The 18,523-nt window shown below is 41.5% G+C and carries 12 protein-coding genes; 2 read left to right on the top strand and 10 right to left on the bottom strand.

Annotated features, from left to right (window positions below; genetic code table 11):
- Positions 1 to 11: 11 nt before the first annotated feature.
- The 5 genes from NO991_RS01650 to NO991_RS01630 all read right to left on the bottom strand — a co-directional run bounded on the left by NO991_RS01650 (position 12) and on the right by NO991_RS01630 (position 10,423).
- A complete protein-coding gene (locus NO991_RS01650; RefSeq protein WP_371351608.1) occupies positions 12 to 2,210 on the bottom strand; it encodes a heparinase II/III family protein in 2,199 nt (732 codons plus the stop codon).
- Between the two features lie 9 nt (positions 2,211 to 2,219).
- A complete protein-coding gene (locus NO991_RS01645; RefSeq protein WP_371351606.1) occupies positions 2,220 to 4,472 on the bottom strand; it encodes a polysaccharide lyase 6 family protein in 2,253 nt (750 codons plus the stop codon).
- A 98-nt stretch (positions 4,473 to 4,570) separates the two neighbouring features.
- Positions 4,571 to 5,449 (bottom strand): NAD(P)-dependent oxidoreductase, encoded by an 879-nt coding sequence (locus NO991_RS01640; protein WP_371351605.1) that lies wholly within the window; start codon positions 5,447 to 5,449, stop codon positions 4,571 to 4,573.
- Between the two features lie 594 nt (positions 5,450 to 6,043).
- On the bottom strand, positions 6,044 to 8,224 hold the full coding sequence (locus NO991_RS01635) for a PHB depolymerase family esterase (protein ID WP_371351604.1): 2,181 nt from the start codon (positions 8,222 to 8,224) through the stop codon (positions 6,044 to 6,046).
- A 222-nt stretch (positions 8,225 to 8,446) separates the two neighbouring features.
- Positions 8,447 to 10,423, bottom strand: a complete 1,977-nt coding sequence (locus NO991_RS01630) for a ligand-gated channel protein (protein WP_371351603.1) — start codon at positions 10,421 to 10,423, stop codon at positions 8,447 to 8,449.
- Positions 10,424 to 10,541: 118 nt separating this feature from the next.
- Here NO991_RS01630 and NO991_RS01625 point away from each other — a divergent pair, with 118 nt between their 5' ends.
- The gene (locus NO991_RS01625) at positions 10,542 to 11,450 is read left to right on the top strand and encodes a LysR family transcriptional regulator (protein ID WP_138599394.1); all 909 of its coding nucleotides are present in this window, start codon (positions 10,542 to 10,544) and stop codon (positions 11,448 to 11,450) included.
- Positions 11,451 to 11,508: 58 nt separating this feature from the next.
- Here the strand turns inward: NO991_RS01625 and NO991_RS01620 are convergent, their stop codons facing one another.
- Together NO991_RS01620 and NO991_RS01615 are read right to left on the bottom strand one after the other, a co-directional pair.
- A complete protein-coding gene (locus tag NO991_RS01620) occupies positions 11,509 to 12,126 on the bottom strand; it encodes a LysE family translocator (RefSeq protein ID WP_371351705.1) in 618 nt (205 codons plus the stop codon).
- Between the two features lie 91 nt (positions 12,127 to 12,217).
- Positions 12,218 to 12,976 carry an SDR family NAD(P)-dependent oxidoreductase gene (locus NO991_RS01615; RefSeq protein ID WP_371351602.1) on the bottom strand — a complete coding sequence of 253 codons (759 nt, stop codon included), beginning with the start codon at positions 12,974 to 12,976 and terminating at the stop codon, positions 12,218 to 12,220.
- Between the two features lie 110 nt (positions 12,977 to 13,086).
- On the opposite strand from NO991_RS01615, the gene NO991_RS01610 reads away from it, so the two are divergent.
- The gene (locus NO991_RS01610; protein WP_371351601.1) at positions 13,087 to 13,992 is read left to right on the top strand and encodes a LysR family transcriptional regulator; all 906 of its coding nucleotides are present in this window, start codon (positions 13,087 to 13,089) and stop codon (positions 13,990 to 13,992) included.
- 24 nt (positions 13,993 to 14,016) lie between these two features.
- Here NO991_RS01610 and NO991_RS01605 read toward each other — a convergent pair whose 3' ends face one another.
- The 3 genes from NO991_RS01605 to NO991_RS01595 form a co-directional block, all read right to left on the bottom strand.
- Positions 14,017 to 15,114, bottom strand: a complete 1,098-nt coding sequence (locus tag NO991_RS01605; protein WP_371351600.1) for a serine hydrolase domain-containing protein — start codon at positions 15,112 to 15,114, stop codon at positions 14,017 to 14,019.
- 108 nt (positions 15,115 to 15,222) lie between these two features.
- Positions 15,223 to 15,822 (bottom strand): hypothetical protein, encoded by a 600-nt coding sequence (locus tag NO991_RS01600; RefSeq protein WP_187489427.1) that lies wholly within the window; start codon positions 15,820 to 15,822, stop codon positions 15,223 to 15,225.
- A 115-nt stretch (positions 15,823 to 15,937) separates the two neighbouring features.
- A complete protein-coding gene (locus NO991_RS01595; protein ID WP_304636380.1) occupies positions 15,938 to 18,391 on the bottom strand; it encodes a prolyl oligopeptidase family serine peptidase in 2,454 nt (817 codons plus the stop codon).
- Positions 18,392 to 18,523 lie beyond the last annotated feature (132 nt).

The raw sequence follows: 18,523 nt of genomic DNA, 5'->3' as shown, positions 1-18,523 counted from the left end.
GGCAACTATTCCTAAATGTTGGTCATCAAATAAACGCCTAAGTGGCCGTCCAATGAATATGATTGATTTTTATATTTAAATGATCTTTTACTAGCGCCTTTGTTGTTATTAATGGCAATTAAATAAGGCTTATCTGCCACAGTTAACTCAATAAGCGTAAGCTCCCCCAGTTGTGTGTGTGACAAGGCAGATAATCGGCTTTGTGCAACGAGGGTATATTCTTTGCTCGGGTTATATTCACCATGAGGCTCTAGTATTGAAATAAATTGATGCCTATTTACACCTTTCACTCGGCGGATAAAACCATGTTCATTGCGTAGATTGAAATTAGGATCGTTTGCACCAACTTGCGTGAATAAAAACGACTCTTCGCCATTCACTAAGCTTGATAAAGTATAAAAGCGGCCATTTTCATTTAACCATGTGACCTTAGCTAACCCCTTCTCAGGACGAGCTTGGGCTCTTAACCAAAGATGTTGATAACCATTCTTTTTACCCAGCGCCGTCATCTGTTGACTCTGCGTATTTAAATCAAAATTACTATCGATAAATTGCCCTTTATAATGCAAAGGCAAATCTAGTTGGTGAGGTTGTGATGCGTTGACACTGTATAAATCAATAGCAATAGTACTACCTAGTTCTTTAAGTTCGACCAAAGCAAGCGTTCTCTCAAGCTCAACCCCTTCGTAAGCTGTATTTATTTGACCACTCGATACACTGCCGTATTCCGAGGTTTCAAAGAAATTTAGCGTTGGAGCATGTTTGTTTCCTTGCTTTACATCTGAATTAAAATGACTGATTTCGTCCACAACGACTGTATTATGCGCTACGGTTTGTTTTGCATAGGTGTTATTTTCCGGTAAGTAACGACCCCCAAATTTGGCTTCAACATTTAAAAAACGCGCAGCACCATAATCAGAAACAATTTCTTGTCCCTTGTCGTAAAACTGCCAGGTTAACTTATCGAAGTGGCCATGCCCTAATCCCTGAGAAGCAGGTTTAAAGAGTAATGCCTGTTCGCCATTGGGTTTGCTGCGCATGATCACAAGCGCCCCTTCATCTCCTTGGCTGCCATCTCCAAATGCGACGGACCTGAACTGATAGGGTGTTGCTAATCCTTCATCTAACGCATTTGCAACCTCTAAACCATCTCCCGAAAGAATAATTTGCCCTTGTTGTTGAGCAATATCTAAGTAGCCTGTATCACCCGTTAAACCGTAAGCAACCGTCACACCATGCACAAGTTCAATGGTGTCGATCCCTTTACTCTTAATTGCATCATTAATCGGAAAAAACAAACCGTTATAGCTTAGTTGAATTGTAGTATCTATGGCTTTTAGCAAAATGCCATCACGATAGTGTGCAATTTTTCGCTCAGGTTCGTTATGTGCAATAGCTTGGGCAAACGTAACAAAAGGGAGTAACGCAAAGCGCTGGTAATAGGGGCCTTCGTTGTAATACCCCTGAGGTGAAAAAAGCATATCAAGCTGCTTTAAGAAGCCACCTTTACCAGATTTATCTAAATCATACAGCGCCTTTTCAACCCACTGTGGCTCATCTAACACGTAGCCTGCCATGCCAACTCCAGCTGTAGCCCAAGTGCCGTGATTATGTACTTTATTAAAAGTAGAAGGCTGTCCTTGTGATAAAAAGAGTGCCACAGGTCTTAATAGCTTATGCTCAATGTCATTAATGTCTTGATCTGTTAGTGTCTCAATGATCAAATCATAAGCTTGAATTGTGTATACCAACCACATAGCTTCATTTAAGCTTTGCCAAAATAATTTTCCTGGGTTTTGCGACTTAACTTTACGTTTGGGGTGCACATCTAACGTTGGATAGAGTGCGGCATATTCAAGTAACATATCGCGCACAAAATCGGCATATTTTTGCTCTTGGCTTAACTGGTAAATTATGCCAGCGCCATACATCAGCTGATAATTCTTTTTATGACGCTCATGGCTATAACCACCGCCACCATCTTTAGGTAACGGCACAACAACCCCAAAAGCAAGTTGCTGATCTACTTGGTGCTTTAGCTCAAGATACCGATCATTAAAGCGACCCGATTGGTTAAGCGCACTGCGCATCTTCTCAACATCAGATTGGGTGATTACTAAATTTGGGTGCGTCGCAAAAGCACTGCATGTGGTAATAGCCAGAGCAGTTACCACTATTTTTAAGCCTGTGTAAAATTTAAATATTTTCATGCTTGCTCCCTACTTCTGAATCACTTGGTTATTTTTTAAAATAGCCGTATGCGAGCCTGCAATATTTAGCTCTTTAATGTGTGGTTTTGCTGTATTAGTGAACGTGTTTGAGATAATACGCGTTTGCGGTTCACCAACGGTATGTTCAACGACAATCGGCGCAGAATTGGTAAACGCGTTCTCGGCGATTTCGGTAACTTGCACACCATGTAAGTAAACACTGGCATTAGTTTGATTTCGCTTCCCTAAACCCACTGAGTTCAGTGTATTATTATTTAACAAAAAGTGTGGACCAAACGTACTTTCATCAGTGCCGCCACGATAAAGCTTAACTAGCGCACCGCTAACATTATCAAAATGGTTATTTGTTAAGGTGACATACTCTGCGTTATACACACCTAAGTTTTCAATCTCGCTGTCAAGGCGCAAGATATCACCAGTAACCTGACTAAACTGGTTATTAATTAAAGTGATTTCATCCGCTAGTGCACCTTTACCCGTTTTAAAAAAATCAAAGGTATGATTAATATCTAAATTAATTAATTGGCAACGCTCCATAATCAAACGGTAGTTTTCAACCATGCCCCATTTTTTAGTACGAATAACCGAATTACCCGCTGAGTCTGGGCTGTTTTTACCAGATATAACTAACCCTTCTAATTTTAAACTGCCGCCATCATGAATTTCGAACAAACTAGAGCGCTCAAAGGTCAAATTCACAGCGCCATCTTGAGCCGCCTTAAAAGAAAGGGTTTTATCAATCACGACCAGTTTTGCGAGGTCATAGTCTCCTGCTGATAGTTCAAGTACATCACCAGAGTGCGCTTGTTCAATTTTAAGCAGGAGATCCTTCTCAGAATTTTCCACTCGATGGGTTTTTCCCGAATCAAAAGCCACAATTGCAGGGCTTTTAGGGTACCAGCTCACTCCTGTGTCTGCTTTTTTCAGTACAGTTAAATCAGCCTTAGCCCCCGCAAAAACTGACTCTGAAACAGGGTAAAGTAAGCCCGCTTTATTACGCTTTAACTTAACTTGCTGTTGCTTAACTCCCTTGCTAAGCGATGGTAATACGGCTGTATTGGCAATGTTGTTACTAAACTTAATGCCACTAATATCATCAAAAGCTGTGAACGGTTGCTGCGAGTCGTTAATGATCAAGTTATTGTTCATCACACTATCAATTGGTACAGCACTGCGCTCAGCATCACTGCCAGCAGCAAGCTGAATATGTTCAACATTTATAAAGGTATTGTTTTCAATTTGCGCATTTTCAACTTGGTGATAGCGGTTAATGGGCGAATTAGGCACACCATTCATCACCGTAAAGCCACTGCCAAAACGAAATCCCGTTAATCGCTCGAGATAATTATTACGAATAATGTGATCTTTGTTGATAACGCGAATGCCGCCAGTATGCTCTACACCATTACCGAAAAAAATATTTTCTTCGATGATATTTCCATTCCCATGACGCAGTGTAAGTGTGCCGCGAGCTTCATAAAAAACGTTATTTCGAATATGGTTCTTCCCTGATTTAATCGAAATGATTTCGACCTCACCATTGGTTTGTTCAAAATAGTTGTTCTCAACTAATGTGTGCGAATCGGACAACGAGTAGTGGCTCGTCCCGATACGTAACGTTTCTCCACCGTTAGAGCCAAATACAGGACGATAGCCAAAATAGTTATGGTCAATTTGATGGTAATTCTGCTGACTTTGTTCAGAGTTCAACCGAACCGCAACTGTTACTCCTTTATTTCGTTTACCTTCCAAGTGGTTGTGATCAAAACGGTTATGCTGACCATAAAGCGCTACCCAATAATCAGATTCGCGCTTATCTGGGTTGTTATAATTATCGATTACCATTTCAGAGACACGCGAATTAAATGCGAGTTCTTTACCATTACGAAACTCAATAACCGCGGATGTCGGGGTATAACCATTTTTAAAAACAAGGCCGCTGGCATGCAAATACTGCCCTGCTAAACGAAGGTTTGACTGCCCAGATAAAATAACCTTACCTTTAGTTTGCGGCTTTAATCTAATCGGTAATTGTTTAGAGCCTTGACCAGATAAAACAATTTCGAAGTCATGCCACACCCCATTTTGTAAAATTACGGTATCACCTGCTTGTAACGTGTTGGCTATTTTTGCGTAAGCTTGTTTGTTGTCTATTAAGTAGTCTTTGGCTGCAATCGTTGTCGAAAAACAACCAAGAATAACTAGGCTAAGCTTTATTATATTTAGTTTAATCAATCGCATAGTTAACTCATTTTTACTGATATTTCGACGAAAAACGCCATCAGCTTTATTATGTGTGTTCAGACGCTTCACGATGTGAAGCGCTTTGGCAAATGGCTTTACTTAACTAAGCTTTTGAAATAATCAAAAATCTCAGGCACATTGCCTTGACCCATTCCCGCATCAAATGCAGCTTGCAAGTTCGCCGATGAGCCTTCAGCAATTTTTGACACAGTGCCAAGATCCTCTACCATCTGTAAAAAGTAACCTAAGTCCTTATTTGCATTTGCAATTGAAAACCCAAGATCACTCACTCCATCCACCGCATAGTTTTTACAAAAATGCATAAAAGGTGAATTTGATGGTCCCGTAGACATAATGTCGAAAAGTTGTTGGCGATTTACGCCGGCATGATCAGCAACAGCAAATGCTTGAGACATCGCACATACCGTTGTCATACCCATAAAGTTATTAATTAACTTTGTTGTATGACCTGCGCCAAGCTCCCCTAAATGGAACACATTTTCACCTTGATCATCTAATACAGGCTTCACTTTATTAAACGTCTCTAAGTCACCTGCAGCCATAATATTTAATAAGCCATCTTTTGCATGCGCTGGAGTACGCCCTAAAGGTGCATCAATCATACCTACGCCTTTTGCAGCAAGGTCTTTACCAATTTTCTTAGTTGAGGCAGGAATTGATGTACCAAAATCGATTAAAACAGACCCTTCTTTTAGTCCATCCAATAAACCTTCATCTGAATAAACTACTTTTTCCACGATATCTGATGTTGTTAAGCAAAGCATAACAATGTCTGAAGCAGCGGCTAACTCTTTACCTGTCGATACTGTTTGAGCACCTCGCTCTACACATTTTGTAACGGCTTCTTTATTAAGATCCATCACAATCAACTGATAGCCTTTGTTTTGTAGATTCTCGACCATATTGCCACCCATTAGGCCAAGGCCGATAAAACCGATCGTTGGTTTTGACATGTAGAACTCCTAAATAAATTGACACTTTTGAATGAAGTTAACCATTTCGAAAAGTGCGCCTAGTTAAATTTTTTAAATCTCACAGCACTACATCTTAATAGCAGCACTTACACAAACTGGCACAACAAGGTTACCAATAACAACATAAGTTATTACCAATAAATTACATTGTCAACCAATTGGCGTTACAAAAAAAAGAAAAGAATATTGACCAATATTCAAAAAAGTCTGTCGCGATAAAAATAAAAGCTATCAAGTAAAATTATTTACTAACTTAATTAGTTAATTTTATTAGATTATTTGATTATTTACGGGAATTGATAAGTTTGAGAAAATTTTGAGATGAGGGTGCAACATAAAAACATAAAATTGGTAAGAACACTAAAATCATCTTTATGACCAATCATGCCAACCAGCTTAAATTAGTAAACAAATTTGAAGCATTTAAATATTGTTGAAAACAGCAAAAAGCGTCGTGACTAGTTGTTTCAACAATTCCACTAGTAATCCTGTAATCATTTTTAACGTAGGCGGTAATGGTTTAAATATAAGAGTAACTAAAGCTATGTCGCCCGTTTGGGCGACACACATTTATTAATTAGGGCAATTACCTAATTCATAATATCCAGCACTAGTTTGCGCTAAGGTACTGGTATAAAAAGTGTTATAAAGACCTAGGTTATCACCTGAGCCTACCGCATAGGCGTAAGAGCCATTCGTGGTTGCGCGATTTGCTTGCACATGTGCATAGTTGCTAGAGGTGGTTTCAGTGCATTGGTAATCACCATTCGGGGTTGAGTCACACGCATCACCCACACCATCTGCATCACTATCCAGTTGATCACTATTGGCCACCAGCGGGCAGTTATCTAGGCTATCACTAACACCATCGCTGTCAGAGTCACTCGTTTCACCATCAGGAGTGCTGTCACACACATTACCAATCCCGTCATTATCGTTATCAGCTTGATCAGCATTCGCTACATTCGGGCAATTATCTGCGCCGTCGAGCACACCGTCGTTGTCTGCGTCATTAGTCGGTTCGGTGGTGGTTTTGCATGCCTGTAATGGCCCTGCACAACTTGAATCATCATCAGCGATCCACTGACATTGATTGGTACCCGCTGAATACTCGCGCATAGTAAAGGCAGCGGTTCCAAACGCTAAATAACAGGCAGAGTAACCTTCGCCCCAGCTAATATGGCCTTCGTTGATATGAAGATTGTAATCGCCTGTCACGCCAGCATCGATGACAAAACTAATGCTATCTGTTGATGTCAGCGCAGTATCATCTGTTGCGGTGATCACTACGGTATTATTGCCACCAGCCAGATTGCATTGCTCAGCAAAGTACGCAAGCCCATTCACTGTAGCTGTCACATCACCATTGCTAAAACTGACCACGACAGTACTTAAGTTTTGATTATCATCAATCACCGTTCCCGTCACTGTAGCGCACTGCCCGTTTACACTTGCCGCAGTATCACTCAGTAGTGGTGCTGTAGCCGCAGGCTCTGGCCCGACACGTACCGTAAGATTAGCTTCATCCCCCTGTTTCGCTTCGTTATCTGTGGCACTGACACGCACTTCATAAAGTCCATCGCTGAGTACGCTTGTCACCCCGCTAAAGCTATTATTCGCATCGACTTGTACGTTCAGTGATTCAATTAAGCTTGCCGCGCCACCTGCTAGGCTATACACATTAATATCAACATTGGTTACAGTGCCTTCAGGGTCGACTGCACTGCCTGTAATGGTGAGCTGATTATTACTGTCTGTGGCAGTTAAATTACTAATTTCAGGGCCTGCATTACGATCAACTCGTTTATTATTAGCCGCAAAATACTCACCGAGATAGGTTGCAAAATTAATACTGTTTGCTGCGACATAATCGCCAGACGCACCTTGTCCGCCCGACCACGAGTGATTCAAATTATTAAACCACAGCATAGCAACCCGATTGTCTTGCCAAAGTGACTGCTCAGCAGTGCGTGTTGCATCATCACTTATGGTCGTTGTGCCTGAAAGTTGATTAACCTCATAAAGGGCAGCAAAGCCATCTGCGTTTTGCTGGTTATAACAAGTATTCACTGTGGTATCGGCAGTGCCGTGACCAATCACCGCGATTTGTGTGGCAAAATGATCTTTATAACTGCCAGCATAGCTTTCACAGCGGGATACAAAGGTGTTTTCAGACACTGTTTCACAGGTCGAAATTGCCCCACTTGAACTTGTGCCGATGGTCGGCCCAGCGCTTGGTGCAACCCCAGCAAATACATCAGGCGCTACACAAGCCGTTTGTGCAGCCATTGCAGCCCCAGATGATAAACCTGCAATATACACTTGTTTAGGGTCAATATTACGCGTTGCATCAGCGCTCAATGCATTGGCTAAATTAATTAAATTTTTATAATCACCAGAACTTCTATTGATTGCTCCTTGCCAATATGACCAGCAGCTATAGCCTGCTTTATTCATCGCATCAGGAACGGCTATTACCATGCCATGGGCTTCGGCTGCATCTTCAAGATTCGCAGTTAAGTAGTTATTAATGGGTTGCACGCAGCCATGCAGTACTAGCATCAAAGAATGGCCATTGCCTATGCTTGATTGCGTATCAGGAGTGTAAATGTGAACATTATTAAAACCGCCAATGCTGACATTTTGCTGCCAACTCCCTGCAAAACTTGGCTGTGAGAAAATAGCAGCACAGAGCACTGCGAGCGGAGTAAACGACGCTGATTTTCGTTTACATAATTGTGTTACTTTTTGCATATATCGCCTTTATAGTCGTTATCATTGTTGTCTGTCAGTTGATGACTAACCCAATGTAGTAGAACTATTTAAAAAGCGAACTATAACTATAGTGCTATACAGGCATTAAAAAAACAACCCAAAGGTAGCATCATCGGGTTTGTTGTTATTTTCAAAACTAAAACCAATTTCATTAACAAAGCCAACGTAACTCGTTGGCTTTGCTTTTGCTAAGGTATGGGCTTAAAAATTAAACCCGACTGATAGCCAATAACGGCGACCATCTTCAACATATCCGTATTCAGCTTCGGTGATTTCTTTATCAAATAAATTATAAACACCAAACCCTAACTTAATGCTGCGGCTTAAATCATAGTTACCACCAATATCAGCCAAGGTGTAATCTGGCGCAATTAAGCTGTCTTGTGACGGACCTGTTGTCGGCTGACTTTCTTCACCACGGTAATGTACACGCAGCCACGTACCTAGCTTATCAACCGGGCGCCAATTAACTGAAGTTTGTAAAATATGCTTTGGTAATTGGTTAAGTGGGCTGCCTTTGTATTCACCGGTTTTTTGCTCAGAATCGGTGTAGGTGTAGTTGGCACTAACATCAAGCTCACTGGTAATGTCGTAAGATACTGATAACTCAAAACCTTGTGTAACGGCCTCATCCACATTGACATAGGTCGTTGGCATCGAACCAAACTGGTTTGGTCCATCAGTACACTGGGTGAGTGGGCACGAAATACGGGTAATTTTGTCTTCAAATTCGTTGTAAAATACGGTGCTTGAAAGCGATAAATCACGGTTTGCATCGTAATAGATACCCATTTCGTAGTTTACAGATTTTTCAGGGCTTAAATCTGGGTTACCGTAAATATTACCACCTCGGCTCACTTGCCCCCAGGCCTCGGTAGATTGACGAATATTCGGCGCTCTAAAGCCTGTAGAGATACCGCCTTTTACCGTCAACGATTTAGTTGCTGTATACACACCATACAAACGTGGGCTGAAATGGCCTGAAAAATTGCCATCATGGTCATAACGAAGACCTGTTGTGAGTTTAAACTGCTTGGTTGCTGCCCACTCATCTTCGGCAAACACCGACCACTGCTCGTTTTCAACATGCGTTAGATCACTAATTTTGTTACTTGTGTAATCATCAAGCTCTTCTTTTAAATAAGCTGCACCAAGTGTTGCGTTGTGATCAGTAAATGGCAGCGTCCAGCTGGTTTGCGCATCGGTATTCTCGACGTACATTTCGCGCGAAGTATTATCAAATTTATCGTACTTTAGGTAACTGCGTGATGAACCAAAATCATAAAAACCGTTATGGCTTAGTGAATACGTTTCTTGGTCGTACTCTGTGGTTGATGACTCTGGGCAACCATTTCGGCCACAGCTTTCACCTTCAGCTAAAGGAGCAACTGTTTTGCCTAATGTTTCGTCAAGTTTTTGGTTTGCAGAGCCTACTTCAAGCATGATTTCGTGGTTATCAGAAGGCGTTAAGATGAACTTAGCTTTGATATTACTTTGCTCTTTGCCACGAAAACCTGCTTCAAAATCGTCTTCGTCACGCTTTGAGAATTGACCAGATAACTGCATACCTAATAACTCAGGAATTAAGCCACCCGCTGTGAAAAAGCTACCTTGATTGATATTGCCCGATTCACTTGATTCTTGAATGGTGCTATCTAGGCGCAATTCGCCATACCATTTTTCTGGTGTTTTACGGGTAATAATATTGATAACCCCACCGATTGCATCTGAGCCATATAATGACGACATAGGACCACGGATAACCTCGATGCGTTCAATCGCTGAGATAGGCGGAGTCCATGCTCCTTCAACACCAGGGCCATCACTATTTGGGCGGGTTTCACGAGAGGTTTGACGCTGGCCATCAATTAAAATCAAAGTATATTGACTTGCCATACCACGAAGACTGATATCTTTTCTGTCGCCACCACCTGTGACAACCACACCAGGAACATCTGTCATTGCATCGGTTAGATCACGATAAAAACGCTTTTCGAGTTGCTCACGATCAATAACACTGATGCTGGCTGGTGCCTCTTTAAGCATCTGCTCATAACCTGAAGCAGAAACTACAATCACTTCCATGTCTTGCTTTTTATCATCTGCATTTGCAGAATAAGACAAACTAGCTAGTATAGCTGCCGTTAATGGTAAAATGTTCGTAACAACCCTCGTCATAATAATACTCCGTGACATTTTGTTTATTAATGATAATAATTAGCGTTTGCATACTAATGAGAAGTCCCGATTTTCACAATTTACGATTTCTTAAAACTGAATTAAGAAGGCCTGAACTATGAATTCCAAGCTGATAAAAACACTACGCGTTTTTTCTCGTACTGTAGAGACAGGCAATATGAGCGGTGCAGCTGCAGAGTTATCGATGACCACATCGGCTGTGAGTCAACACATTAAGCAATTAGAACAAGAAATCGGATTAAGCCTATTTAACCGCAGCCCACGCGAACTTACCTTAACCGAAGCCGGCCACCTGTATTATCAAAGCTGTTTAAAAATGCTGGCACTAGCTGATCAAGCCAGTACGCAATTACAACATTTGCAAAATAAGCCCAGTGGCGAGCTTAAATTAGTGGCGCCAGTGGGTTTTGGTGGAGGATTATTAAGCGAGCCGTTGGAGCGCTTAATTAACGAATTTGATGATTTACGTATTCAGTTAATTTTGACTGACGAGCCAATTGATATGATTAAATGCGGCGCTGACTTAGCAATCGCTATTGGCCCATTAACAGATTCCAACCTAGTAGCAAGGCAATTAGCAACGTGGCCACTAAAGTTATGCGCCCATAAAGATCATCCAATTAGTCAAATAAAACAGGCTCGCTGGCAAGATCTCAACCAGTTTGCCAGAATTGGACACAGTAATGCTGACAGCAACGCATTTAACCCTTCTACATTAGAAAGCAAGCCACTGCCAAAGGCTAAAATTACAGTGAACAACATGCAAAGTTTAATCAAACTTGTGATTGATGGTGTTGGCTATGGCGTGTTACCCGAACCAGAAGTTAGGCATTTACTAAAATCGAAAGAACTGGTTGAAATAGCACCTGAATGGGCAATGCCAAACTATACTGTTTATGCTGTAACACCAGCCCGAGACAGTTTAGCGGCAAAAACAAGGACTGCCATTGACACTTTAAAACTATGCTTTAACCATGTGTCTAAGCAAGTTGAATTAGTTGATTAAGACTCATAAAGGATAATAGCCATTTGCAATATGCAGATGGGTATTATCCAACTTAGCGTTAACCTAGCGCCAGCCAAACGCCTACACCCATCATAAGCCCGCCAGCAATACGGTTTAACCACTTCACATTATCGCCTTTATCTAAAAACAGCCTTAAGCTTTTACCGCCTGTTGCGTAAATCAACATACAGATAAATTCGCTCAGCATAATAATGCTCACTAATACCGCAAGCTGAGGAGCAACCGCTAAATCAACATTAATAAACGGAGGGAGTAAAGAAATCATAAATGCCCACCCTTTTGGGTTTGCAATGGCAGTGATATAACCCTGCGAAAATAATTGCCCACGACCAATTTGTTGCTGTGTAGCATCGTTAGGTTTAAAGCTGGTTTTAGCGCGCCACATATTAACACCTAAGTATATTAAGTACGCGCCACCTAGGTATTTTAAAAAGACAAATAAGTCAGGGTAATTAAGCATAATACTAGCAACCCCAATCACCGCAGCAATGGCTACCGTGGCAACCCCTAACACCTCACCGACCATCATCCACAGCGTACGTCTAACGCCTACACTCATGCCTAACGTCATGGCGAGCGTCATACACATACCAGGTGTAATAGAAACAAAGAAAAAGGTCGGAATAAAAACCGCGAGTACTGCTAAATCGAGCATAAATGCAATCACATGTTTATTGCTTAAAAAGAGAAAGCGATTAAATCACATTCACTTAAATAAGCAAACAAACACGCGATTGCTAACAGGCTTATAAAAACATACCGCCTGATGCTTCAATGCGTTGTCCGGTCACCCAACGGTTTTCATCACCGAGTAGCTGCGCAATCATAGGACCAATATCATCAGCTTGGCCAACGCGTCCCATGGCTGTAAATGAACTCACTAATTGCGCAACATGCTCATTATCACGGACAGCACCGCCACCAAAATCAGTGGCAATTGCGCCAGGCGCGACGACATTCACGGCAATATTGCGACCAGCAAGTTCCTTTGCCATGTATTTGGTTAATACTTCAACGGCTCCTTTCACGGTGGCGTAGGCCGCTTTTCCTGGTAATGCAAAGCGTGTCAGCCCTGAAGATAAGTTAATAATACGCCCGCCATCATTGATCATCTCATGCAGTGTTTGTGTTAAGAAAAACACCCCTTTTACATGTACATTCATCAAATTATCAAACATAGCTTCGCTGGTATCAGCAAATGCACTATCACTGCCATGGCCTGCGTTATTAATTAAATAATCAAATCGAGATGTTTGCCATTGTGTTGCCAAGGTACTCTCAAGTGTTTGTTTAAATTCAGCAAAACCTAAAGTATCGCTCACATCAAGTTGAATGTCGACGGCTTTTGCCCCTAGCGCTGCAACTTCTTCTACAACGTGCTGCGCTTCATTTTTATGGCTTCTGTAAGTAAATACGCAATCAATGTTCTTACGTGCCAAACTTAAAATTGTATTTTTACCTAAACCGCGATTACCACCTGTGATCACTGCAATTTTGTTGCTCATCGTGCTTACCCTTTTGCTTTGAAGTAATTGTGAGCAACCAGTATATTTACACTGCAAAACCAGATAAACCATGTAAAATTGAATTAACTGTTCGCAAATAACAAACAATCATGAATGAACTAAATGCCATGAAAACCTTTGTTCAGGTTGCAGAGCTAAAAAGCTTTTCGGCTACAGCACTTGCACTGAGCATGCCTAAATCATCTGTCTCGCAGTTGGTCAAACAACTCGAAGATACGTTAGGTGCTCGGCTTCTAAACCGCACAACAAGACGGGTTACGCTGACCAACGAAGGTACGGTTTTTTATCAGCGCTGCAAAGATATGCTTGCTGATATAGACGAACTACAAACCCTATTTCATAAAAAAGACGAAGCGTTATCAGGGCGTCTTAGAGTAGATATGCCACAGCCAATTAGCAGACGTTTAGTGCTGCCGAATCTAGACAGCTTTTTATCTGCACACCCGCAATTAGAGATTGAACTGAGTAGTTCTGACAGACGAGTTAACCTAATTGAAGAAGGCTTTGATTGTGTAGTGCGAGTCGGTAATTTAGAAGACTCATCGCTGATTGCGAAAAAAATTGGCCACTGCCCTACGATTAACTGTGTAAGCCCAGGTTATATTAAAAACTATGGCAACATCACTGAACTTAGCGATTTAGCCGAGCATTACATTGTTCGCTATAGCCAAACGCTCGGCCAACTTGACCCTGGCTTTGAATACCAAGATACGCAAGGCGATTGGCAAACCCTGACCATGAAATCACAGCTCACAGTCAACAATACGGATGCCTATAAAGCAGCGTGTTTAGCTGGGCTTGGCCTTATTCAAGTGCCTCGTCATGGAGTTCTTGACGAGCTTAGTTGTGGTGAACTTATCCAAGTTTTGCCTGACTATAATTTGCCGCCCATGCCTATGAATATCGTCTACCCAAATCGACGCCATTTACCAAGGCGTACCCGAGTGTTTATTGATTGGTTAAGCGAGCAATTAAAACCGATTACCCATAGCTAAGATACTTGCTATGTGCGCTTCAGTTTAACTACCTTTAATTACAGACAGCAGGAGTTGATCAATTTCATTATTCACTCCACCAACGCTACTATTGTTTAATATTACATAACCAATATTTTTATCTGTCACAGAGCGAGTTAAGGATGTCCAGCCTCTATTAAACCCTGCAAAACCTAGACTGTTATTCTCAGAGTCTACGACATAACTCATACTCCATCGCCCTCCTGTGTGAGGCTGAGCTTGAATCATATTTGCAATAAGCTGATTTGATAAAATATTTGAACCAATGTAATTACCTTGCTCATTTTTTAGCACTGCCTGATTAAACTTAGCTAAATCATCTGCCGTTGTTATAAAGCCAGCGGCAGCTGTTTCTGTAAAGTACACCATAGCTGTTTTGTTGCCATTCTCATCGTAAGGACTAGCCAGCTTTGCTGGAGAAATACGGTTGATATCAAACGAAGAATTTGTCATTCCGAGGGGTAAAAGAACGTTTTTAGTCATAAAATTACTGAAAGATTGATTAGTCAGGTCTTCAATTAACAGCTGAACTATCGTGTAACCACCACCTGAGTATGACCATTTAGTGTCAGGTTCATGAATAATTTTAACGGCTCCATCACCCGTATTATTGCCTTCTAATGACTCTACAAGAGTAGGTAATGGATCTTCAGCACTCCATCCATTGTAGCCACTTAATGAAAGCCCTGCAGTATGAGAGAGAATATTACGTAAAGTTACTTTGTTAGCATCAAACTGAGAATTCGGTATTTTCCAGCTTTTTAAGTAATCATTAATTGGTTTATCAAGTTCAACTTTACCTTGTTCAACTAGTATCATTGCGCCCCAAGCTGTAATCACTTTAGAAATGGAGCCAACATTGAATAAAGTTTTGTGTGTGATTGGGGTTCTATTTTCAGCGTCAGCATGGCCATAAGAATATGAACCAAGCACCTCATTCCCTTGAACAATCGATATAGCAATACCACGCGCTTTGCTTTTTTCAAGAATTAACGGGATCTCCTTATCTAGCACTTTAGAAAATTCTAAACTTTTGGTTTGTTTTGCATGTAATGAGCAAGACGATATTAAAAATAATATAAGAATTATAAACTTATTCATGAGCATCCTTGTTTTATAACGACCGCATCAAAGGCCTAATTTAATTGACTAAAATAGCATTCAAAGCAGAAACCAAGCACTTAGGACTTTCCCTTAAGCTATTGCCTGCTAAACTTTTAGAGCTGATAGTAACTTCTCAGCTTCATCAGATAGCTTAACGCGTTCATCCATTTCTGAAACATGCTTTAAGCGCGTGTAGATTTCAATATAACGTGTTCTTGCTTTTACAAAAGCCCCTGAATGATAGCAGCTGTAAATCCACTCCAGCTCTTGCTCTGATATGCTTTCGAGAACTCTGTGTGGTACTTCCTCACAATACTCTAACAGTGAGAAGTTTGTTAGATGGCGCATATCAATAGGTTCTACTTTTTCATCAAGTAGCCATGGCAATAAATATACATTCGAAAACATAGTTTCAGCTAGTTCGTAAGACGCCTTATTAATATCACCAATACGAAACGTTAGTATCGAACGACACAACATTTGCACTGGCTCACCCATATCATCAGGAAAGTGTGAATCATGCCACTGTATATGTTGCTCAGCTTTTTTCATATCATTGAGTACGAGCAACAAAGGAAATATTAAATATCGCTTACCATAACCATCTGAGATACAGCCATAATCTCTAATCTCTCGGTTAAAAGCAGATTTATAGCTAGATATCTTTGCTCGAATTTTCTTGTCGGTATCTGGAATTATAAACATGAACAACATTTCCTCTTATTTGCTAACCGCTTATCTACGAATAAGAATATGCAAATAGGCAATACAAAAATCCCCGCTTTATGGGCGGGGATTCCTAATATAACCATTTAACTAACTACTGAGTGACACCGTCAGCGGCAACTGGCTCTGCGGGTTTTTCGTCACTTAATAAGTATTTTTCTAACCACTGCTCTTGCTCCCAAAGTACATGCAGCAAGCTCTTACGAGCGCGATAGCCATGCGCCTCATAAGGTAACATCACTAAGCGGGCTTCTTTACCTAGGCCTTTTAATGCAGCGTACATACGCTCACTTTGCATTGGGAAGGTACCCGAGTTTGGATCTTCTTGACCGTGGATCATCAGCATAGGCTCATTGATTTTCTCAGCATGGAAAAACGGTGACATCGCCGCGTACACATCTTGCGCTTGCCAAAAGTCACGCTCTTCACCTTGGAAACCAAATGGCGTTAGGGTGCGGTTGTAAGCACCACTGCGGGCAATACCGGTTTTAAATAAATCGCTGTGCGCTAATAAATTCGCCACCATAAAGGCACCATAAGAGTGACCAGCAATGGCAATGTTATCTTTATCTGCCACACCTTTTTCAACAAGCACATCTACCGCAGCCTTAGCACTTGCCACCAGCTGCTTACGGAATAAGTCGTTTGGCTCTTTACCATCAACACCCACAATTGGCATTTTCGGGTCGTCAAATACGGCAATACCTTTTGCAAGATAAGGCATTGGTCCCCAATAACCGATATAAGTAAACTCATAAGGCGACTCGCGCATTTGTGACGCAACGGCTTTATCTTTATATTCAAGCGGATAAGCCCACATTAGAACCGGTAACGGGCCTTGAGTTGAATCATAACCAGGCGGTAAATAAAGCGTACCACTAAGCTCAACGCCATCATCACGCTTGTATCGAATTAGCTCTTTAGTCACCCCTTTAAATTCTGGGTAAGGGTGCTCAAAAGTCGTAAGTTGAGTCAGGGTTTTATCGTCTAGGTCGCGAATAAAAAAGTTAGGTTGCTCAGTTTTAGATTCGCGAATCGTAATTAAACGCTCGCCTTCATCATCAAGCATTGCACGCACACGCTCATAGTATGGCGCTTCTGATTGCCAAACACGTGTTGTGGAATTGGTTTTTACATCATATCGGTCTAAAAACGGAATATTACCTTGTTCAGAGGCACCGTTACCGCGTAAGAAAAGATAACGCCCACCAACAACTTTTAATACGTCAGCGCCTAAATCATTCTTTTCATAAATTGGGTAACCTGGATCTTTATACGCATCGTTATAGCTGCGCTCAGAAAATAGCACGCGGTTTTTATCTGCATTACGAGGTTGAATAACAAATGTGCGAACTTGTCGGTCGCTAAAGCGCCATTCAGATAACAGAGCAATATTACCGTTGCCCCAAGTAATTGAGTCAAAACGGCGTTCAACTTTCGCAAATAACTTCGCATCACGTTTAAATGGTGCTCTTAGGCTATAAAGGTGATCGTGATAAGGCACGTCGGTTTTCATATCACCGCCGTCTTGTGCTTCTGCCCAAATGACTTCAGCGCCTTGATCTGCACGCCATTGAAATTCGCGGCGACCAGTACGCACACTGTCATAACCTTGTGGAATGTTATCTGCTAAAGGCTGCTTCGCAAGCTCTGCTAACGTATAGCCACGCATGCCCCAAATTTGCCAAGTCGCAGCAAATCGGCTGTAAGGTACTTGATACGAAAAAGGCTCATCAATCATGCCAACCAAAATATTGGTTGAATCAGGCGAGACCGAAAACGATTTAATTAAGCCCGGTTGACCAATCGGTTGGCCTTGACCACTGAGCGGAATATAAGTCAGCTGGCTTTGGGCAAAGAACTTAAATTGTGCTTCATCGTATGGGCTAGTTAGCAGGTTTTGATAAGTACGCGCAGGCGCTTTTTCACCACTACTTTGCTGAATAACAGGCACAACCTGCGAGCTGTCATTGCTGATACGTGCTTTACCAATATTGACCGCTGCATTTGCGACAATAGCGCTGCTATCTGGCAACCACGTATAAGGCGTGCGCGTTAGCACAGAATTAAGAGGCGTATCACTTAACTGGCGGGCTTGCTTAGTACTTACATTATAGACCCATAGGTTAGCACTCGATGCTTGCTCTACCACAAATGCCAAATATTGACTGTCGCTTGACCAACTTGGTGAGCGTAAAATTCCATTTGGCAAACCAGATACAACAATTTCAGAGCCTGTTTCAACATGCTTAAGCACTAAAGATGTAAATTTATTACGCACTCGTGAGCGCGAAAAATTAGCAGGATTAAGCTTAATACCCGCAAGTTTCAACTCTTCTTTGGCTAAGTCTTGTAAGGTATCGATGCGTTTTCTATCAAATAACGCCAGCCACTGGCCATCATTCGATAAATAACTACTCGGTGCAAGCTTAGCGTCAACCACAGCAGCCAGTGCCGGCGATGGAGTTTGATAACCTTGATTAGCAAAACTGGGTGTGCAAACAGCTGCGCCAATGACTAGCGCAAAAAGCAGTTTAAATGCTTTCATGTTCGTTCCTTTTTCGTTTTTATTTTCGATTCTGTAAACAAGTAGAACATGTTTGCAGCATTTCATAAAGAGTTTCGACCCTTTTGGCAGCCAATCAGTGACTTAAACAGCTAAATTACGCTAAAATAAGAG

The sequence above is a fragment of the Pseudoalteromonas sp. DY56-GL22 genome (genome assembly GCF_041414715.1).
GTDB classification, from domain to species: Bacteria; Pseudomonadota; Gammaproteobacteria; order Enterobacterales; family Alteromonadaceae; genus Pseudoalteromonas; species Pseudoalteromonas simplex.
This window is presented reverse-complemented; position numbering and strand designations above follow the sequence as displayed.